This is a genomic window from Geodermatophilus tzadiensis, from assembly GCF_003002915.1.
Lineage (GTDB): Bacteria > Actinomycetota > Actinomycetes > Mycobacteriales > Geodermatophilaceae > Geodermatophilus > Geodermatophilus tzadiensis.
This window is the reverse complement of sequence record NZ_PVTG01000001.1, coordinates 321,842-341,755: the sequence shown is the minus strand read 5'-3', so window position 1 is coordinate 341,755 and position 19,914 is coordinate 321,842. Positions and strand designations below refer to the sequence as shown.

Here is a 19,914-nt window from a genome sequence, read left to right as displayed (position 1 = left end):
TGAGGACGCCGACCCTGCCTTCGGGGTGGCGCCCGCGCACCACCACGGGACGCGCCCGAGCTGTATCGGAGTCCCACACCCGCATGTCCTCGTTCGACCCCGTCGACGCCGTCGACACCCGGATCGACCCTCAGCACGACCTCGAGAACGCCCCCCGACCCGCCGGCCCCACCTTCGCCCGGCTGGGACTGCCCCAGCCGCTGGTGACCGCGCTGGAGCGGCGCGGCATCCACTCGCCGTTCGCCATCCAGGCCACCGTCCTGCCCGACGCCCTCGCCGGACGCGACGTGCTGGGCAAGGCGGCGACGGGGTCGGGCAAGACCCTCGCCTTCGGCCTGCCGATGCTCGCCCGCATGGGCGGCACCGCCCGCCGCGGCCCCCGCACCCCGCGGGCGCTCGTCCTGGTGCCCACCCGGGAGCTCGCCCAGCAGGTCAGCGACAACCTGGCGCCGCTCGGGCAGGCCACCGGCGTCCAGTTCGCCACCGTCTACGGCGGTGCCCCGATGTACCGGCAGATCCAGCAGCTGCGCCGCGGCGTCGACGTCGTCGTCGCCACCCCCGGCCGGTTGCAGGACCTCATCAGCCAGGGCGAGGCCAGCCTCGCCGACGTCGAGGTCAGCGTCGTCGACGAGGCGGACTTCATGTCCGACCTCGGCTTCCTGCCGGTCGTGCAGGAGCTGCTCGACCAGACCCGCCCCGACGCCCAGCGGCTGCTGTTCTCGGCCACGCTGGACGGCGAGGTCGACACCCTGGTCCGCCGCTACCTCAAGGACCCGGCCCGGCACGAGGTGAAGCGGGCCGGCGACGACGCCCCGCCTGCCGAGCACCTGGCCTACAGCATCGCCTTCCGCGACAAGGTGCCGCTGACGCAGGAGCTGGCCGCCCGCCCGGGCCGGACCATCGTCTTCGCGCGCACGCAGCTCGGGGTCGACCGGCTGACGGAGAACCTGCAGGCGGTCGGCATCAAGGCCGAGGCCATCCACGGTGGGCTGCCGCAGTCGGCGCGCCGCCGGGCGCTGGAGGCGTTCACCGACGCCCGCAGCCCGGTGCTGGTGGCCACGGACGTCGCCGCTCGCGGCATCCACGTCGACGACGTCTCGCTGGTCCTGCACTACGACCCGCCGGCCGACCACAAGACCTACCTGCACCGTTCCGGGCGCACCGCCCGTGCGGGTGCGGCCGGTGTGGTCGTCTCCCTGCTGCTGCCCGACCAGGTGGGGCAGGCCAAGCGCCGGTTCCGCCAGGCCAAGGTCGACCCGCAGGTCACCCGCGTCCGCCCCGGTGACGCCCCGATCGCCGAGCTCGTGGCCAGCGGCGTGCCGGTGGAGCCGGTCGAGCGGCCGGCCCGCGAGTCGCGCCGTCCGCACGGCGGCCCCGGCGGCCGGCGTCCGCGCCGTGACGGCGACCGCCCGCGCCGCCCGTACGGCGAGGGCGAGCGTGGCCGGCGCGACGGTGAGCGTCCGCGCCGGGAGGGCGAGCGTCCGCGCCGCCCCTCGGGTGAGCGCGACCGCTCCCGCGGCCCGGGCGAGCGAGGCGGGCGGTTCGACCGTCCGGCGTCCGCCCGCGACTAGGGGAGGACCCTCCGCCCCCCACCCCTCGCTGCCGCTCGGTGCGGGGCCCTGCGGAGGGGCCGTCCCAGCACCTCACCAGTGGCCGGTCCCGGATCCCCGGGGCCGGCCGCTGTGCTGTTCCGCGTGCAGTCGTGCTCTGCCCACGACTGGGGGCAGAGCACGACTGCGCTCGGGAGCACACCCCGGGACCCCGCCTTCGTGCTCTGCCCACGCATGGTGGGCAGAGCACGACTACCCGTGGCGGAAGACCAGGGCCCCGCTGACCTGGGCGACGACCTCGTCCCACGCCGTCCGCAGCGCGGCCGCGTCCTCGGCGGGCAGCGGCGCCTCCGGCTCCCGCTCCGCGCGGGTGACCGCCCGGCCCAGCGGCGCCCCCGGTGCCAGCAGCTCGTCGACGCGGGCCAGCCGGGCGTACTCCGCGACGTCACGCACGCCCTCGACCGGCTGCACGAACACCGTGTGGTCCACCAGCCCGGCGGCGCCGCCGGCCACCTCGCCGAGCACCTCGGACAGCTCGGTGAGGTCGTAGCGGTCCTGTTCGGCCGGCAGCGGGAGGGTGTCGGTGTCGGCCACCTCCGGCCACGACGCGATCTCGGTGAGGTCGTGCTCCTCGTCGCCGGCGCAGAAGCGGGCCAGGTCGGCCGGGGTGTCGAAGAGGTACACCTCGCCGTCGCGGCCGAGGAAGCGGGCGACGTCCTCGACGTAGCAGCGCAGCGTCACGCCGGCGCCCTCGGGGACGACGAGCTCCACCGGCAGGATGCCGACCGCCTCCCAGAACTCCGCGGCCGCCGCGACCGCGGCCGGGGTGGCGCTGACCTGCCCGCCGCCGCGGATGGTGCTCGTCCCGGCGGTCGCGGCCTCGGCCGGCGCGGCGGCCGTCGAGCCCGCCGCCGGCCGGTCGCCCGAGCCGTCCGAGCCCCGGGCCACCGTCCGCTCCGGGCCGCGCCCGCCGCCGGTGCCGGCCACCCGCGCCGGTGTCGCGCCGACCGCGGTCCCGGTGCCGGCGTCCTCGTCGGTGTCGTCGGTGTCGTCGGAGTCGTCGAGGACGTCGTCCTCGGCGGCCGACGGGTAGGCGTCCAGGGTCGTGGTCCCGGCGCCGGTCCAGTCGAGGTGGGCCGACAGCTCCTCGACCACGTCCTCCCACAGCTCGTCGAGGGCCCCGCCGACGCCGACCCAGGCGTCCTCACCGGAGCGGCCGACGAAGGCCTCCACGCCCAGGCCCAGCGAGCCGATCTCCGGGCGGGCGACCAGCTCGGCCAGCGCCGGGAACTCGGTCTCCTCGTCGTCGTCCGCGGTGGCGTCGTCCTCGGTGTCGTCCTCGGTGTCGTCCTCGTCGTCCGAGGCCGCGGCGGAGGCGCGCCGGCGGGCCACCGGCTCGTCGTCGTCCTCGTCGGCACCGGCGGTGTCCAGGCACTCGGCCAGCCGGCTGACGATGTCGATGGTGGCCGACAGCTCCTCGACCGCCCACCGGTCGGGGTTCTCCGCGGCGATGTCGTAGACGCCGTCGAGGTCGTAGCGGTGGTCGTCGTCCGGGGTCAGGTCCTCCGCGCCCAGGCCGGTGACCACCGGCCAGACCGGGTGGTCGGCGAGGTCGTGGTCGGTGCTGGTGCGGCAGAACGCGGCCAGCGCCGCCGGGGTGGGGAACAGGTGCACGGTGGCGGTGTCGGTCTCGGAGGTGCCGAGGAAGGCCTGCCACTCCTCGCCGTCCTCCTCCCACGGCGGCGCCCACAGCGTGTAGCCGGTGCGGTCGTCGAGGGTGAGGGCGATCGGGACGATGCTGGGCCTGGCCACGGAGCCCATCCTGCCGGGTCCGGCCGGGAGCGCACCCGGGGGATTCACACTCCCTTCGGGTGCCACACGGTCTTGGTCTCCAGGAACGGCGTCATGCGGGACAGCCCCGGGTCGGCGCTCCAGTCCGGCTCCTCGGCCGGCGGGCGCAGCACCCGCTTGATGCTGCCGGCGGCCAGCCGCTCGAGCTCCATCGCCTGCGCCGGCGGGGCGCCGGTGAGGTCGACGGCGTCGACGTCGTCGTGCTCGGCCAGCCACGGGCCGATCTCGCCGGCGTCGCCGGTGAGCAGGTTGACCACCCCGCCGGGGACGTCGCTGGTGGCCAGCACCTCGCCCAGCGTCACCGCCGGCAGCGGCCGCTCCCGCGAGGTCACGACGACCGCGGTGTTGCCGCCGGCGAGCACCGGGGCCAGCACGCTGACCAGGCCGAGCAGCGACGAGCGCTGCGGCGCCAGGACGGCGACCACGCCGGTCGGCTCGGGCGTGGAGAAGCCGAAGAACGGCCCGGCGACCGGGTTGGCGCTGCCCAGCACCGACGCCAGCTTGTCGGTCCAGCCGGCGTACCAGACCCAGCGGTCGACGGCGGCGTCGACGACGGCGCGGGCGCGTCCGGCCGACAGCCCCTCGCCGGCGGCCACCTCCTCGCAGAACTGGGCGTGCCGGCCCTCCATCACCTCGGCGACCCGGTAGAGCACCTGACCGCGGTTGTAGGCGGTGGCACCCGACCACTTGGCGAAGGCGCCGCGGGCGGCGACGACGGCGTCGCGGGCGTCCTTGCGGGAGGCCCACGCGGCGTTGGCGAGGAACGCGCCCCGCGCGTCGGTGACGGCGTAGGTGCGGCCGGACTCCGAGCGGGGGAAGGCCCCGCCCAGGTAGAGCTTGAACGTCTTGCGGACGGCCAGGCGGTCCGACATCAGTGGGAGGCCCCCTTCAGGTAGGCGGCCAGCCCCTGCCGGCCGCCCTCCCGGCCGTAGCCGGACTGCTTGTAGCCGCCGAAGGGCGACGTCGGGTCGAACTGGTTGAACGTGTTGGCCCACACCACGCCGGCGCGCAGCCGGTCGGCGATCGCCAGGATCCGCGAGCCCTTCTCCGTCCAGATGCCGGCCGACAGCCCGTAGGTGCTGTTGTCGGCCTTGGCCACCGCCTCGTCCGGCGTGCGGAAGGTGAGCACCGACAGCACCGGGCCGAACACCTCGTCGCGGGCGATCCGGTGGGCGGGGGAGACGTCGGTGAACACCGTGGGCGGGAACCAGAAGCCGCGGTCGGGCAGGTCGCACGCGGGCTGCCAGCGGTGCGCGCCCTCGGCCTCGCCGATCTCGGACAGCTCCCGGATGCGGGCCAACTGCTCCGCGGAGTTGATCGCCCCGACGTCGGTGTTCTTGTCCAGCGGGTCGCCCACCCGCAGCGTGCCGATCCGGCGCTGCAGCGAGGCGATCACCTCGTCGTGCACCGACTCCTGCACCAGCAGCCGGGAGCCCGCGCAGCACACGTGGCCCTGGTTGAAGAAGATGCCGCGCACGATGCCCTCGACGGCCTGGTCGATCGGGGCGTCGTCGAAGACGATGTTGGCCGCCTTGCCGCCGAGCTCCAGCGTCAGCACCTTGCGGGTGCCGGCGACGGCGCGCGCGATCGAGCGGCCCACCTCCGTCGAGCCGGTGAAGGCGACCTTGTCGACGTCGGCGTGCTCCACCACCGCCCGACCCGTCTCGCCGGCGCCGGTCACGATGTTCACCACACCCGGCGGCAGGTCGGCCTGCTGGCACACCTGGGCGAACAGCAGCGCGGTCAGCGGCGTGGTCTCGGCCGGCTTGAGGACGACGGTGTTGCCGGTGGCCAGCGCCGGCGCGACCTTCCACGCGAGCATGAGCAGCGGGAAGTTCCACGGGATGACCTGCCCGGCCACGCCGTGCGGCCGCGGGTCGGGCCCGAGGCCCGCGTAGCCGAGCTTGTCGGCCCAGCCCGCGTGGTGGAAGAAGTGCGCCGCGGCCAGGGGTACGTCGACGTCGCGGGACTCCCGGATCGGCTTGCCGTTGTCCAGCGACTCCAGGACGGCGAACTCGCGCGCCCGCTCCTGCAGGATCCGGGCGATCCGGAACAGGTACTTGCCGCGGTCGGCCGGGCGCATCGGGCCCCACACGCGGGTGAACGCGCGGCGGGCGGCCCGCACGGCGCGGTCGACGTCGGCCTCGGTGCCCACCGCGACCTCGCTGAGCACCTCCTCGGTGGCCGGGTTGACCGTCTTGAGGGTGTCGCCGGAGCCGTCGACGAACTCGCCGTCGACGAACAGGCCGTAGGACGGCGCGACGTCGACGATCGAGCGGGACTCGGGGGCCGGGGCGTACTCGAACAGGGGGCTGGTCATGGTCAGTCGACGCTCACGTGGTCGGGGCCGGAGTAGTGGCCGGTGCGCAGCTTCTGCCGCTGCAGGAGCAGGTCGTTGAGGAGGCTGGAGGCGCCGAGGCGGAACCGGTCGGGGGACAGCCAGTCGGCGCCGACGGTCTCGTTGACCAGCACCAGGTGCTTGATCGCGTCCTTGGTGGTGCGGATGCCGCCGGCGGGCTTGACGCCGACCTGCCGGCCGGTGGCGGCGCGGAAGTCGCGGACCGCCTCGAGCATCACCAGACACACCGGCAGCGTCGCGGCGGGGGAGATCTTGCCGGTGGAGGTCTTGACGAAGTCGGCGCCGGCGAGCATCGCCAGCCACGAGGCGCGGCGGGCGTTGTCGTAGGTGACCAGCTCGCCGGTCTCGAGGATGACCTTGAGGTGCGCGCCCCCGCACGCCTCCTTCACCGCGACGACCTCCTCGAACACCTCGAGGTAGCGGCCGGCGAGGAACGCGCCGCGGTCGATGACCATGTCGATCTCGTCGGCGCCGTTGCCCACGGCGTCACGGACGTCGGCGAGCTTGACCTCCCGGCTCGCCCGGCCGCTGGGGAACGCGGTGGCCACGGCGGCCACGTGGACGCCGGTGCCGGCCAGCGCCTCCCGCGCGACGCCGGCGAGGTCGCCGTAGACGCAGACGGCGGCCACCGCCGGGGCGGTCGGGTCGGTGGGGTCGGGACGGCGGGCCTTGGCCGCCAGGCTGCGGACCTTCCCCGGCGTGTCGGCACCCTCCAGGGTGGTCAGGTCGACCATCGAGATCGCGGTGTCGATCGCCCAGGCCTTGGCCGTGGTCTTGATCGAGCGGGTGCCGAGGGTGGCGGCGCGCTGCTCGGCCCCCACCTGGTCGACGCCGGGCAGGCCGTGCAGGAAGGCGCGGAGGGCGGCGTCGGAGCGGGTCACGTCGTCGAACGCCGTCCCGGGCCCCGGACCGGGCCGGGTCCCGGCCGCCAGCGTCCCGGGGTCGAGCACGTGGGTCATGTCCGCATTCTCTCCCGCGCGGGTCCCGCGCCGGGCAGCGCACACCCGCTCGGGTGCGCGCCCGGTCCCACCGGCCGTGTCCCGTTCGCTGCCCGGGGGACGACGGGACGTCGGCTAGCCTTCCCCGGACCGCGCTCCCCATCGAGAGGCCCCGGGTGTCGAGGACTCTGTCGCCGACCGCGGACGACGCGCTCCGCGAGCCCGTCCCCGACCGGCGTCCCCCGGCCTCCCGGGCACGGCTGTGGACGGCGCTCACCCTGCTGGTCGGCCTGCTCGGCACCGTGCTGGCCCTGGCGGTGCCGCTCGCGCCGGTGGTGGCCGACCGGACCGTGGTCAGCTGGCCCGCAGCCGGGGAGCAGCCCGTCTCCACCACCGCCTTCTTCGTGCCCTACCGGCCGGCCGAGCTGCACGTGGCGGTCCCGTGCCCGGCGGTCCAGGCGGGCCTCGGCCGCTCGGAGCGCACCACGCTGGTGGCCACCACGGTGGCGCCCCCGGGCGGGTCGACGTCCGCGCTGGTGGTCGCCACCGAGGGCGGGCGGCTGCAGGTGCTGGTCGGCGGGCGGCTGGTCCGCGACGAGGCGCCCGCCGCGACGGGCTGCGACGTCCGGGTGGACGCCGACGACGCGGGCACGACGGTGGCGAGCGGGTCGGCGCCGCCGACGGCGCTGCCGGGGGAGCCGGTCCCCGACGTGTTCGCCTTCGTCACGGACCTGGACCCCGACCAGGCGGCCGACACGACCGTCACCGCCCGCACGCGCACCTGGTTCGAGAGCCGGCCCAGCACGCTCAAGACCGCGGTGATCGCCGGTCACGCGCTGCTCGTCCTGCTCTCCCTGGCGCTGCTGGCGCGGCAGGGCCCCCAGGCGGCCCGCGTCGCGCGGGAGCGCGTCCCCCGGCGGGCCCTGCGCGTGCTGGCCGACGTCGCCGTGGTGGCGGTGCTGAGCGGGTGGGTCCTCATCGCGCCGCAGACCGACGACGACGGCTACGCGACGATGACCATCCGCAACGCGCTGGAGAGCGGCGACGTCGGCAACTACTACCACTGGATGAACGCCTCCGAGGCGCCGTTCACGCTGGTGCAGCGCCTCGTCGAACCGCTGGTCGCGCTCACCCTCGAGCCGGTCTGGCTGCGGCTGCCCAGCTACCTCGCCGGCGTGGCCACCTGGTTCGTCGTCAGCCGGGGCGTGCTCGGCGCCGCCCTCCCGGGCCTGGGCCGGCGCCCCGTCGTCCGGTGGGCGGCCGCCCTGTGCTTCCTGGCGTGGTGGCTCCCGTTCGACCTCGGCGTGCGGCCCGAGCCGTTCGTCGCACTGGCCGCGGCGAGCGTGCTCGCGCTGCTGCTGCGCGGCACCGCGCCGGGCGCCCGCCGCCCGCTGCCGACGATCGGGGCGGCGGCGCTGGTGGCCGGCGTCGCGGTCGCGGTCACGCCCTCGAGCGTCGTCGTCCTCGCGCCCGTGCTGGTGCTGCTCCCGCGCACCTGGCGGACGCTGCGCGCCGGCACCGGCGGCGCTTGGGCGCCCCTGCTGGGGCGCGTCGCGCTGCTGGGCTGCCTGGCCGGCACCGGGCTGGTCGTGATGTTCGCCGACCAGTCCTGGCACGGCGTGGCGAAGGCGACGGAGCTGCACACCCGGATCGGGCCGAACCTCGCCTGGTACGAGGAGGTCGTCCGGTACGCCGCGCTGATGAACGGCGGCGGTCAGGGCACCACGACCAAGCGCGTGCCGGTGCTCGTCACCCTCGCCCTGCTGGTCGTCACCGGCCTGCTGCTCGCCCGCCGGCTCCCGCGACCGCGGGTCGCCCCGACCGCGCACCTGGTGGCGGGCTCGACGGCGCTCGCCTTCGTGGTCCTGGCGCTGACCCCGTCGAAGTGGACGCACCACTTCGGCGCGGTGGTGGGGCTGGCCGTGCCCTTCCTCGTGGTGGCCGGCGTCCTGCTGGTGCAGAGCGCCCGCCAGCGCGCGCACGACCGCGGGGTGGTCGCCATCGGCCTCGTCGGCGCCGGGCTGCTGGCGCTGGCGGTCGGGGTGGGCCTCTCCGGGGCGAACGGCTGGTTCCTGTACTCCGACTACGGCCTCCCGTACCGGGACGTGCCGGTGCGCCCCCTCGGGGTCCCCCTGGGCAACCCCGTGCCCTGGCTCCTGCTCGCGGCCGTCGCGGCCGCCGTCGTCGTCCGGCTGCGGTGGCGGCCCGGCCGGGGGAGGGCCGCGACCGCCGCCGTCCTGCTGCCCGTCCCGCTCGCCGCGGCCGGCCTGGCCGCCGGCGTCCTGGTGCTGGTCGGGACCTTCACCGTGGCGCCGCTGCGGCAGGCCGCGGCCGGCAGCTACTCGCTGACCGCGGTCAACCTGGCGGCCGTGACCGGGGACACCTGCGGGCTGGCCGACGCCGTGCAGGTGCTCGCCGACGACCCCGACGGGCCGCTGGAGCCGACGGCGGGCGAGGACGCGGTGGCGGGCTTCGTCAGCGGCGGCGGGTGGCCGTCGTCGTCCCCGCCCCCCGCCGCGCCGGGCTCGGGCCCGGCCACCTCCGTGTGGGGCAGCCTCGACGGCGGCGAGCTGTCCACCGGCACCCTGACCAGCGCGTGGTTCGCCCTGCCGGCGCTGTCCGGCGAGCAGGACCTCACCGTCTCCGCGGCCGGCCGGACGGGCGGGGCGAACGTGCTGGAGCTGGAGTTCGGCCGGTCCGACGACGGCGGGGGCGTGACCGCGCTGGAGCGCCGTCCGCTCGGTGACGGGGCGGCGGGCGCCTCGGCGTGGCGCCCGCTCTCCGTCACGGCCGACGCCGTCCCCGCCGGCGCGGACCGGGTCCGCGTGCTGGCCACGGACGCCGCCACCGACGCCGGCGGCTGGCTGGCCGTGACCGGGCCGCGGGTGCGCAGCGCCGAGGGCCTGCAGGAGTTCCTCGCGGGCCGGGGGACCGTGCTGCCCGAGTGGCCGCTGTCCTGGCACTTCCCCTGCGTGCGGGACGTCCCGGTGGTCGCCGACGGCCTCGCCGAGACCCCGGACGTGCTGCTCGCCGCCCCCAGCGCCTACAGCGGCCTGGCCGCGATCGCCTACGCCCCCGGCCAGGGCGGCAGCTTCGCCGGGATCGCCCTCGCCGCCCGGCAGGAGGCCCCGAGCCGGCTGGCCGGCACCGCGCAGGAGGACTGGGGGAGCGTGCAGCTGCTCGACTACCGCATGGCCCGCGACGCGTACGACCGGAGGACCGACCAGGTGCAGCTCTGGGGCTGGCAGGGCGACCGGTGACGGCCGAGGTCCCCGGCGGGGGAGCCGACGGCGCGCCGCGGCGGCTCGTCTCCTACGTGCTGCCGGTCTACAACGAGGAGGCCGGGATCCGGGAGTTCCACGCCCGGCTGGTGGCCGCGACCCGGGCCCGGCCCGACCTGGACTTCCGGTTCGTGTACGTCAACGACGGCTCCCGCGACGGCTCGCTGGCGGTCCTCCGCGAGCTGGCCGCGTCCTGTCCCGAGGTCCGGGTGGTGGACCTGTCCCGCAACTTCGGCCACCAGATGGCGATCACGGCCGGGTACGACCAGGCCCCCGGGGACGCGGTGATCGTCATGGACACCGACCTGCAGGACCCGCCCGAGGTCAGCCTGGAGCTGATCGCGGCCTGGGAGGCCGGCGCGCAGATCGTCTACGCCCAGCGGCGCAGCCGCCGCGACACCCTGACCAAGCGGCTCACCGCCCACGCCTACTACCGGCTGCTGCGCCGCTTCGCCGACATCGACATCCCCGTGGACACCGGGGACTTCCGGCTCACCGACCGCACGACCACCGACCTGCTCCGGTCGCACCGGGAGCGCAACCGCTTCGTGCGGGGGCTGGTGGCCTCGCTCGGCTTCGAGCAGGTGGCGGTGCCGTTCAACCGCGACGAGCGGGTCACCGGGCAGACGAACTACCCGCTGACGAAGATGCTGCGGCTGGCCGCCGACGGGGTGACCAGCTTCTCCACGGTGCCGCTGAAGCTCATCACCCGGTTGGGCCTGGTGACCGTGGTGATCGCGCTGCTGGGGATCGTCTACGCCCTCGGTGTGCGACTGTTCCTGCCGGAGATCTCCGTCCCCGGCTGGACGCTGCTGATGATCGTCGTGCTGTTCCTGGGCGGGGTGCAGATGCTGTCGCTCGGGGTGATCGGCTCCTACGTCGGCCGGATCTACACCGAGGTGCAGGCGCGTCCGCTCTACGTCGTCCAGGAGGTGATCGGGCGTGACCACGGGGACGAGCCGGCTCGGGGGACCGGCACGTGAGGCCTGGCGGCGGTACCGCAGCTTCGTGCTGTACCAGCTCATCGGGGTCTCCGGTGTGCTGCTGGACCTGGTCCTGTTCCTGCTGCTCTACAACGTCCTCGGCCTGCACGAGCAGCTCGCCACGGTGCTCAGCACCTCGGCCGGGATCACCAACAACTTCCTGTTGAACAGCTACCTGAACTTCCGCGTGCGCGACGGCATGCTGCGCCGGTTCCTCCGCTTCTACGCGGTGGGCCTGGTCGGCATCGGGCTGGTGGCCGTGCTGCTGCTGGTCTTCCACACCTGGCTGGGCGTCGACGCCAACGTGGTCAAGGTGGTGTCGCTGCCGGTCGTGGCCGTCCTGCAGTTCCTGCTGAACAAGAGGTGGAGCTTCCGATGAGGATCGGGATCATCGGCGCCGGCGCGACCGGCCTGACCGCGGCGCACGACCTGGCCGCCGACGGCCACGAGGTCACCGTGCTCGAGGGCGCGGACGAGATCGGCGGGCTGGCCGGGTCGCTGGAGGTGCAGGGCACCCCGCTGGAGCGCTACTACCACCACATCTTCGCCAGCGACCGCGCGATGATCGACCTGATCGGCGAGCTGGGTCTGGCCCCGAAGCTGCGCTTCCACGCGACGACGACCGGGATCTACCACGACGGCGTGCTGCACGACTTCTCCACGCCCCGGGACATGCTCGCCTTCCCGCCGCTGCGGCTGGCCGACCGGGTCCGCTTCGGAGCGTCGTCGGCACTGCTCAAGGCGGTCCGCGACGGCGAGCGGTTCGGGGACCGGCGCGCGCTGGAGTGGGTGCAGCGCTGGGCCGGCCGGCGGGCCGCCGACGTCATCTGGGAGCCGCTGCTGGTCGGCAAGTTCGGCGCGCGGGCACCGGAGATCTCGATGGCCTGGCTGTGGGCGCGGGTGCACTTCCGCACGTTCAAGCTCGGGTACCTCGACGGCGGCTTCCACCAGGTCTACACCGCGCTGCTGCGCTCGGTGCAGGAGCGCGGCGGCCGGGTGGAGACCGGACGGCGGCTGGCCCACATCGCGCAGCCCGACCCGGCCGGGCCGGTGGAGGTGACCACCGAGGACGGCGCCCGCGCCGAGTTCGACCGGGTCCTCGTCACCGTCCCCCAGCCGGCGTTCGCCCGGGCGACCGGCGCGCCGGAGGACGACGTCCTGCACCGCGCCGAGTACCTGGGCGCCACCTGCTTCGTCCTGGAGTGCGACCGCAGCGTCATCCCGTACTACTGGCTCAACGTCAACGACCCGTCGGCGCCGTTCCTGGCCGTCGTCGAGCACACCCGGATGGTGCCGACGTCGGAGTACGGCGGGCGGCACGTCGTCTACGTCGGCAACTACGTCCCGCGCGACGACTGGCGCTTCACCACCGACCCCGCCGAGCTGCTGCAGCGGTACGAGCCCTGGCTCCAGCGGCTCAACCCCGACTTCGAGCTGTCCTGGGTGCAGGACTGGCACTTCTCCCGCGCCGGCTTCGCCCAGCCGGTGGTCACCCCGGCCTACCGGGAGTCGATCCCCCCGCACGAGACCTCGATGCCCGGCGTCGTGCTCGCCACCATGTCGCAGATCTACCCGCAGGACCGCGGCCAGAGCTACGCCGTGGCGATGGCCCGCCGGGTGGTGCAGCAGTACTTCCGCTGACGGCGACCGCGTCGGGCCTCCACCGTGCCTCCGGGTCGGCGCCGTGGTCGGAGGAGCCCCCCGGCGGGGCCCGATACGGTGGCGCCCGTGCAGCTGACCGTCGTCGACCACCCGCTGGCCCGCGCCCGACTGTCGCGGATGCGCGACGAGCGGACCGACAACGCCGCGTTCCGGGCGGCGCTGCGCGAGCTGACCCAGATGCTGGTCTACGAGGCCACGCGCGACCTGCAGGTGGCCGAGGAGTCGATCACCACGCCGGTGACCACGACGACGGGCTACCGGCTGGCCGCGCCGCCGCTGATCGTGCCGGTGCTGCGGGCGGGCCTGGGCATGGCCGACACCGCGCACGGGATGCTGCCGGAGTCCCAGATGGGCTTCGTCGGCCTGGCCCGCAACGAGGTCACCTTCCAGCCCGAGGCGTACATGGCCTCGCTGCCGGAGTCGCTGGTGGGCCGGCACGTGTTCGTCCTCGACCCGATGCTGGCCACCGGCGGCTCGCTGGTGCACTGCTGCACGCTGCTCACCGACCGCGGCGCCACCGAGATCACCGTGCTGTGCGCGCTCGCCGCCCCGGCCGGTCTCGAGCGGCTGGAGCGGAGCGGGCTGCCGCTGCGGGTGTTCACCGCCAGCGTCGACGAGGGCCTCGACGACCAGGCCTACATCGTCCCCGGGCTCGGCGACGCCGGCGACCGCCAGTTCGGCGCGGTCTGACCGTGCGCTTCGCGGTCCTCGGCACCGGTCACTGGGCCCGCATCGTCCACGCGGCGGCGATCGCCGGGCACCCCACCGCCGAGCTCGTCGGCATCTGGGGGCGGGACGCGGGGAAGGCCGCCGAGGCCGGGGCGGAGTTCGACGTCCCCGGCACCGACGACCTCGCCGCGCTGCTGGAGCAGGTCGACGCGGTGACCGTCGCCGTCCCGCCGGACGTGCAGGTCCCCCTCGCCGAGCAGGCGGCCGCCGCCGGCCGGCACCTGCTGCTGGAGAAGCCGATCGGGCTGACCGTCGAGGAGGCCGACCGGGTGGTGACGGCGACGCGGTCGGCGGGCGTCGCCTCGGTCGTGTTCTTCACGTTCCGCTTCCAGGCCCAGACGACGACCTGGCTGGCCCAGGCCGGCCGCACCCGGCTGGCCGGCGGCGCCGCCTCCTGGCTGTCCGCGCTGGCCGGGAGCCCCTTCGACTCGGCCTGGCGCCGCCGGCACGGGGCGCTGTGGGACATCGGCCCGCACGCGCTGTCGCTGCTGGTGCCGGCGCTGGGCCCGGTGGTGTCGGTGCAGGCGGGCGCGGGGGTCGGCGACACCGTGCACCTGGTCCTGCAGCACGCCACCCCGGGCGTGGCCTCGACCGTCACGCTGTCGCACACCGTGGCGCCGCTGGCCACGGGCGTCGAGTTCTCCGTCCACGGCGACGCCGGCCGGCTGGTGCTGCTGCCCGACACCGAGAGCCCGGTCGCCTCCCTGACCGCGGCGGTCGACGAGCTCTCCGCGGCGGCGCTCACCGGCGGCGCGCACCCGTGCGACGTCGGCTTCGGCCGGGAGGTCGTCGTCGTGCTGGCCGCCGCGCAGCGGGCACTGGCCTCCGGCTGCCGGGAGCCCGTGCCCGCCTGAGCCGCGGCGCGCACGCGGTCGGGCCCCGCGCCGAGAGGGCAGTCGTGGCCGCCGACACGCGCGGACACGCCGCCGCGGACGGCGACGACTGCACTCTCGCGGCCTGGGCCCTCAGCAGCCCAGCGCGGTGGCGAGCTCCTCGAGGGAGCCGACGCTCAGGTCGGCGTCGGGATCGGTGGCCGGCGGGGTGCGCAGGCCGCCGAACTCGCCGGGCCGGTGCACGTAGGCCGTCCGCAGTCCCCGCGCCCGTGCGGCGGTGAGGTCGTCGCCGTGGGCGGCGACCATGCACACCGCCGACGGCGGCAGGTCGAGCAGCCGCGGCGCGGAGTCGTACACCTCGGGGTCGGGCTTGTAGTGCCCGGCCACCTCGGCGCCGAGCACCGCGTCCCACGGCAGCCCGCCGCGGCGGGCCAGGTCGACCGACAGCCGCACCCCGCCGTTGGACAGCGGCGCCAGGAGGTACGACCGCCGCAGCCGGGTCAGCCCCGCGACGACGTCGGGCCAGGGGTCGAGGCGGTGCCAGGCCAGGACCAGCTCGTCGGCGACGTCGTCCGGCACGCCGTCCACGCCGACCTCGGCGAGCGCCGCCGGCAGCGACTCGCGGTGCAGCGCGTCGAGCACCACCCACGGCCGCTCGCCGGAGCGCACCCGCTGCATCGACGGCACGTAGCGCGCCCGCCAGGCGTCGGCGAACGCGGCCGCGTCCACGTCCGGGCCGAGCAGCCGGGCCGCCTCGCGGGCCACCCCGCCGCGCCAGTCGACGACGGTCCCGAACACGTCGAACACCAGCGCCCGCACGTCCACGGTCTAGAGCCCCAGCGCGTGCGCCATCTCGCCGCGCAGCTGGTCGAGCTCGTCCATGCCGCGGCCGCGGGCGGCGATGACGCCGGCGTCGTCGTGCACCGGGACGACGGTCTCCAGGTAGGCCTTGAGCTTGGGCTCGGTGCCGCTGGGCCGCACCACCACGCGCACCCCGTCGCCGAGCAGCCGGACGGCGTCGACCGGCGGGTCCTCGTGCAGCAGGTCGGCGGCGGTGACCGCGCGGCCGAGCAGGCGGGCCGGCGGGGTGGCGCGCAGCCGGGCCATCGCGTCGGTGATGAGCGAGAGGTCCTCCACCCGCACCGAGAGCTGGCCGGTGGCGAACAGCCCGTGCTCGACGGCGAGCTCGTCGAGCCGGTCGACCAGCGTGCGCCCGTCGGCCTGCAGCTCCGCGGCCAGCAGCGCGACGGCCAGCGCCGCGGAGATGCCGTCCTTGTCCCGGGCGACGCCCGGCGTCACCGCGTAGCCCAGCGCCTCCTCGTAGCCGAACACCAGCGGCTCGTCGTCGGTGCCGGCCCGGATGATCCACTTGAACCCGGTCGGCGTCTCGGCGAAGCGGACGCCGTGCGCCCCGGCCAGTGCGTGCAGCAGCGAGCCGCTGACCAGCGAGGCCGCGTAGGTGCCGCGCACGCCGCGGCGCAGCAGCCAGTCGGCGAGCAGGGCGCCCACCTCGTCGCCGGTGAGCTGGCGGCCGTCGCACACGACCGAGCACCGGTCGGCGTCGGGGTCCTCGGCGATCGCGACCGCGGCGCCGGACCGCTCGGCGAGCGCGAGCAGCAGGTCGACCGCGCCCGGCTCCTCCGGGTTGGGGAAGGCGACCGTCGGGAACGCCGGGTCGGGGGAGTCCTGCTCCGGCACGCTCACCGGCGGCGCGAGCCCGGCGGCGGCGAACACCGCCCGCGTGGTGGCCGCGCCGACCCCGTGCATCGCGGTGTAGGCCACCACGAGGCGGTCGCGGCCGGGCACCCGCCCGGGCTCCAGGGCCCGCACGACGGCGGCGACGTAGTCGGCCTCGACGTCGTCGCCGAGGGTGTCCCACGCGTCGGACGTCGGCACCTCCCGCGCCGGGCCGACGGCGGCGATGGCGGTCTCGATCTCGCGGTCGGCCGGGGGCACCAGCTGCGCGCCGTCGGCGAGGTAGACCTTGTAGCCGTTGTCCTGCGGCGGGTTGTGGCTGGCGGTCACCATGACGCCGGCCACGCAGCCCAGGTGCCGGACGGCGAAGGAGAGGACCGGTGTCGGCAGCGGCCGCGGCAGCACCCGGACGGCGAACCCGGCCCCGGACAGCACCGCCGCCGTGACCCGCGCGAACTCGTCGGAGCGGTGCCGGGCGTCGAAGCCGACCACCACGCTTCCCCCGCCGTGCCCGGCCGCGGTGAGCCACGTGCCCAGGCCGGCGGCGGCGCGGGTGACGACGGCGGCGTTCATCCCGGCCGGCCCGGCGCGCAGCGGGCCGCGCAGCCCGGCGGTGCCGAAGGTCAGCGGCCCGGCGAAGCGGCGGGCGAGCTCGGCGGTGTCCCCGGCCGCGACGAGCGCCTCGATCTCGGCGCGGTCGCCGGGGTGGGGGTCCTCGGCGGCCCAGGAGCGGGCGGCGTCGAGCACGGTCACGAGGAGAGCCCGTCCGCGTCGTAGGACGGCAGGGTGAACTCGCCGCCCACCCGCGCGTGCACCGGGTCGGCCGGGTCGGGCTCGCCGTGCGCGGCGACCAGGGCCGCGGCGAAGCTCTCGGCGTCGTCCTGCGGCTCGTAGCCCAGCTCGCGCGCGGCGGTGAGGTCCCACCAGCCGCGGGTGTTGGCCGAGGTGCCCCACACCACCCGGAAGCCGGGGGAGGGGGCGCGCAGCGCGGCGTCGACCAGGGCGACGGTGTCGCGCGGCGAGAGCCAGGTGGCCAGCGCGCGCGTCGTCGGCGGCTCGGGGGCCTGGGTGCCGATGCGCAGGCAGACGACGTCGAGGCCGTAGCGGTCGGCGTAGAGCGAGCCCAGCGCCTCCACGGCCACCTTCGTCACGCCGTAGAACGTGTCCGGCCGCGAGGGGCCGTCGTGCTCGGCGAGCGGGCCCGACGCCGGGCGCCCGGTGAAACCGGTGGCGTGGTTGCTGCCGGCCAGCACGACCCGGGCGACGCCGGTGCGCCGCGCGGCCTCGAGGACCGTCCAGGTGCCCTGGATGTTGGCGGAGGAGACCGCGGCCCAGGTGGACTCGCCCGAGACGCCGGCCAGGTGGACGACGGCGGCCGCGCCCTGGGTGGCGGCGGTCAGCGCGCCGAGGTCGGTGACGTCGGCGACCAGCGTCTCCTCGCCCGGCCGCGGCTCGGGCAGCTCGACGACGTCGAGGCTGCGGACCGGCCAGCCGCGCTCGGGCAGCCCCTGCCGCAGCACCGTGCCGATCCGCCCCGCCGCGCCGGTCACCAGGACCGGACCGCTCACGGCAGCCGGCCCAGCAGGTCGACGAGGAAGCTGCCGAGCCGGCCGGCCGCCGCCCGGCCCGCGGCGAGCACCTCCTGGTGGTCGAGCTCCTCGCCGGTGACGCCGGCCGCCGCGTTGGTGACCAGCGACAGGCCGAGCACCTCCATACCTGCGGCGCGGGCGGCGATCGCCTCCAGCGCGGTGGACATGCCGACCAGGTCGGCGCCCAGCGTGCGCAGCATGCGGATCTCGGCCGGCGTCTCGTAGTGCGGGCCGGGCAGCGCGGCGTAGACGCCCTCGGTGAGCGACGGGTCGAGCTCGCGGGCCAGGCCGCGCAGCCGCGCCGAGTACAGGTCGGTGAGGTCGACGAAGGTCGCGCCGACCAGCGGCGAGCGGGCGGTGAGGTTGAGGTGGTCGCTGATGAGCACCGGCTGGCCGACGCGGTGGTCGGGCGACAGGCCGCCGGCGGCGTTGGTGAGGACGACGGTGCGCACGCCCGCGGCCGCGGCGGTGCGCACGCCGTGCGCCACGACGTCGACGCCGCGGCCCTCGTAGAGGTGCGTCCGCCCGAGGAACAGCAGCACCTTCCGCCGCCCGACGCGCACGGAACGGATCTCACCGCCGTGGCCGTGGGCCGTGGGCACGGCGAAGCCGGGCAGCTCGCCCATGCCCACCACGGAGTCGGCGGGGCCGAAGGCGTCGGCGGCGGGCGCCCAGCCCGAGCCCATGACCACGGCGGTGTCGTGCCCCTCCCCGAGGGCCGAGCCGAGGTCGTCGGCGGCCGTGCGGGCCAGGGAGGCGGGGTCGGGTCCGGGGCGGCGATCGCTCACCCGTCGACGCTAACCCGACTCCGCCGGGCGGCGGCGCAGCCCCTCGCCGCACCCGCCCCACCCGTCCCGGCCGCGTGTCGGCCGGGGACGGCGGCCGGGTCGCCCCGGACGATGGCCGCGTGCAGCGAACGCAGATCGACGGCGTCCCGGTGTTCACCGCGGGGGGCCGGCAGCGGACCACGGCGGCCCTGGTCTTCGGCGTCGGCCTGCGCGACGAGACGTTCGCGACCATCGAGGTGACCCACCTCGTCGAGCACCTGGCGATGGCCGCGCTGCCGCGCACCCACCTGCGCTGCAACGCGGTCACCGACGTCGACAGCACCGCCTTCTTCGCCACCGGCCGGCCGGAGGCGGTCGGCGCGTTCCTCGAGGGGATCTGCCGCGCGCTGGCCGACCTGCCCACCGGGCGGATGACCGCCGAGGCCGGCGTGCTGCAGGCCGAGGGCTGCGGCACCGGCTCCTCGACGGTCAGCGCGCTGTGGGCGGCCCGCTACGGGCTGGCCGGCCCCGGGCTGACCGTCTCGGCCGGCCCCGGCCCCGAGCACCTGGACGAGGAGACGGTGCGCGCGCACGCCGCCCGCTGGTTCGTCCGCGGCAACGCGGCGCTGTGGTGCCACGGCCCGCTGCCCTCCGGGCTGCGGCTGCCGCTGCCCGCCGGCCCCCGCCCGGCCCGCCGGACGCCGGTGCCGCGACCGCAGGACGGGCCGGTGTGGACCCGCACCGACGCGCCCGGCGTCGGCCTGCTGCTGGCCACCGACTCCCCGGCGGACGCCGCACTGGCAGTCGGCGTCGACGTCCTGCAGGAGCGGGTGCGCGAGCGCGCCCGGCACGCCTCGGGCCTCAGCTACGCCGTCGACTCGCTGATCCTCGACCTCGCCGCCGACCGGCGGGAGGTGGCCGTCGTCGTCGACGCCCGCACCGGCCGCGACGCCGAGGTGGCCGAGCTGCTCTGGGCGAGCTTCGCGCAGCTGTGCGCCGACGGCCCGGCGCCGGAGGAGGTGGCGCACGCCGTCGCCGGGCTGGAGGCCGAGCTCGACGACGAGGACGCCGCCGGCACCGAGCTCGCCGACGCGGCGTACTGCGCCGCGGTCGGGCTGCCGTTCCGCACCGCCGCCGAGACCCTCGCCGCCTGGCGTGCGGTGACCCCGGCCGCGGTGACCGCGGCGCTGCGCCGGGCCGAGCCGACCGCGGTGCTCACCGTGCCGGACACCGCCACCTGGGACGGGCCGGACCCCCGGGTGCCGCGCCGCCCGCTGTGCGGCGTGCTGCCGGCGCTGCCGGAGGGGGCGCGGTTCCGCCCGCCGCTGCACCGGCGGCTGCTCGACCCGGCCGCGCGGGTGGTGCTGGTGGTCTCCGAGGAGGGGCTGGCCCACCGCGACGCCGACGGCGACGTGCACGGGATCCCGTGGTCGCGGGTGGAGGCGCTGGTGCCCACCGAGGACGGCGCCGGGGTGTCCGTGGTCGGCCGTGACCTGTGCGCGGTGACCGTGCACCCCGCGAGGCACGGCCGCCGGGCGGTGGCCGCGGTGCTCGCCGCAGCCACCTCCCGGGTGCCCCCGTCGCTGCTGCTGGGCCGGCCGGTGGCCGCTGCCGCGGAGCTCGCCGCGGTCTGACGCCGTTCCAGGGGGTCGCGAGCGGCGGACCTCCCTATCCTCG

16 protein-coding genes are annotated in these 19,914 nt (G+C 76.3%); 8 read left to right on the top strand and 8 right to left on the bottom strand.

The window, feature by feature from the left end; genetic code table 11:
- The first annotated feature begins 83 nt into the window (after positions 1-83).
- Complete coding sequence (locus LY71_RS01550) at positions 84-1,571, top strand: DEAD/DEAH box helicase (RefSeq protein WP_106275210.1); 1,488 nt, start codon at positions 84-86, stop codon at positions 1,569-1,571.
- Positions 1,572-1,802: 231 nt separating this feature from the next.
- Here the strand turns inward: LY71_RS01550 and LY71_RS01545 are convergent, their stop codons facing one another.
- The 4 genes from LY71_RS01545 to deoC are packed head-to-tail and all read right to left on the bottom strand — an operon-like array spanning position 1,803 to position 6,719.
- The gene (locus tag LY71_RS01545; protein WP_106275209.1) at positions 1,803-3,362 is read right to left on the bottom strand and encodes a hypothetical protein; all 1,560 of its coding nucleotides are present in this window, start codon (positions 3,360-3,362) and stop codon (positions 1,803-1,805) included.
- Between the two features lie 44 nt (positions 3,363-3,406).
- On the bottom strand, positions 3,407-4,273 hold the full coding sequence (locus LY71_RS01540; RefSeq protein WP_106275208.1) for an aldehyde dehydrogenase family protein: 867 nt from the start codon (positions 4,271-4,273) through the stop codon (positions 3,407-3,409).
- Entirely contained in the window at positions 4,273-5,721 is a 1,449-nt protein-coding gene (locus LY71_RS01535) for an aldehyde dehydrogenase family protein (RefSeq protein ID WP_211297085.1), read from the bottom strand. Before LY71_RS01535 ends, LY71_RS01540 begins: the two co-directional genes overlap by 1 nt.
- Positions 5,722-5,723: 2 nt before the next feature.
- Positions 5,724-6,719, bottom strand: coding sequence for a deoxyribose-phosphate aldolase (gene deoC / locus LY71_RS01530; protein WP_106275207.1), 996 nt, complete (start codon positions 6,717-6,719; stop codon positions 5,724-5,726).
- A gap of 155 nt (positions 6,720-6,874) precedes the next feature.
- Here deoC and LY71_RS01525 point away from each other — a divergent pair, with 155 nt between their 5' ends.
- The 6 genes from LY71_RS01525 to LY71_RS01500 all read left to right on the top strand — a co-directional run bounded on the left by LY71_RS01525 (position 6,875) and on the right by LY71_RS01500 (position 14,207).
- On the top strand, positions 6,875-9,958 hold the full coding sequence (locus LY71_RS01525) for an arabinosyltransferase domain-containing protein (protein ID WP_170121175.1): 3,084 nt from the start codon (positions 6,875-6,877) through the stop codon (positions 9,956-9,958).
- Positions 9,955-10,962 (top strand): glycosyltransferase family 2 protein, encoded by a 1,008-nt coding sequence (locus LY71_RS01520; RefSeq protein ID WP_106275205.1) that lies wholly within the window; start codon positions 9,955-9,957, stop codon positions 10,960-10,962. The genes LY71_RS01525 and LY71_RS01520 overlap by 4 nt, the downstream gene beginning before the upstream one ends.
- Positions 10,922-11,341, top strand: a complete 420-nt coding sequence (locus LY71_RS01515) for a GtrA family protein (RefSeq protein ID WP_106275204.1) — start codon at positions 10,922-10,924, stop codon at positions 11,339-11,341. Before LY71_RS01520 ends, LY71_RS01515 begins: the two co-directional genes overlap by 41 nt.
- Positions 11,338-12,603, top strand: coding sequence for an NAD(P)/FAD-dependent oxidoreductase (locus LY71_RS01510; RefSeq protein ID WP_106275203.1), 1,266 nt, complete (start codon positions 11,338-11,340; stop codon positions 12,601-12,603). The genes LY71_RS01515 and LY71_RS01510 overlap by 4 nt, the downstream gene beginning before the upstream one ends.
- An 87-nt stretch (positions 12,604-12,690) precedes the next feature.
- Complete coding sequence (upp, locus tag LY71_RS01505; RefSeq protein WP_106275467.1) at positions 12,691-13,314, top strand: uracil phosphoribosyltransferase; 624 nt, start codon at positions 12,691-12,693, stop codon at positions 13,312-13,314.
- Between the two features lie 2 nt (positions 13,315-13,316).
- Positions 13,317-14,207 carry a Gfo/Idh/MocA family protein gene (locus LY71_RS01500; protein ID WP_106275202.1) on the top strand — a complete coding sequence of 297 codons (891 nt, stop codon included), beginning with the start codon at positions 13,317-13,319 and terminating at the stop codon, positions 14,205-14,207.
- A 111-nt stretch (positions 14,208-14,318) separates the two neighbouring features.
- Here LY71_RS01500 and LY71_RS01495 read toward each other — a convergent pair whose 3' ends face one another.
- Genes LY71_RS01495 through LY71_RS01480 form a run of 4 tightly spaced genes read right to left on the bottom strand, consistent with a single transcriptional unit; the run spans position 14,319 to position 18,258 of the window.
- Positions 14,319-15,005 carry a haloacid dehalogenase type II gene (locus LY71_RS01495; RefSeq protein ID WP_211297084.1) on the bottom strand — a complete coding sequence of 229 codons (687 nt, stop codon included), beginning with the start codon at positions 15,003-15,005 and terminating at the stop codon, positions 14,319-14,321.
- 9 nt (positions 15,006-15,014) lie between these two features.
- A complete protein-coding gene (locus LY71_RS01490) occupies positions 15,015-16,634 on the bottom strand; it encodes a phospho-sugar mutase (protein WP_106275200.1) in 1,620 nt (539 codons plus the stop codon).
- A complete protein-coding gene (locus LY71_RS01485) occupies positions 16,631-17,449 on the bottom strand; it encodes an NAD-dependent epimerase/dehydratase family protein (RefSeq protein WP_106275199.1) in 819 nt (272 codons plus the stop codon). Before LY71_RS01485 ends, LY71_RS01490 begins: the two co-directional genes overlap by 4 nt.
- On the bottom strand, positions 17,446-18,258 hold the full coding sequence (locus tag LY71_RS01480) for a purine-nucleoside phosphorylase (RefSeq protein ID WP_106275198.1): 813 nt from the start codon (positions 18,256-18,258) through the stop codon (positions 17,446-17,448). Before LY71_RS01480 ends, LY71_RS01485 begins: the two co-directional genes overlap by 4 nt.
- Positions 18,259-18,377: 119 nt before the next feature.
- On the opposite strand from LY71_RS01480, the gene LY71_RS01475 reads away from it, so the two are divergent.
- Positions 18,378-19,871, top strand: a complete 1,494-nt coding sequence (locus tag LY71_RS01475) for an insulinase family protein (protein ID WP_146146038.1) — start codon at positions 18,378-18,380, stop codon at positions 19,869-19,871.
- Positions 19,872-19,914: the final 43 nt, after the last annotated feature.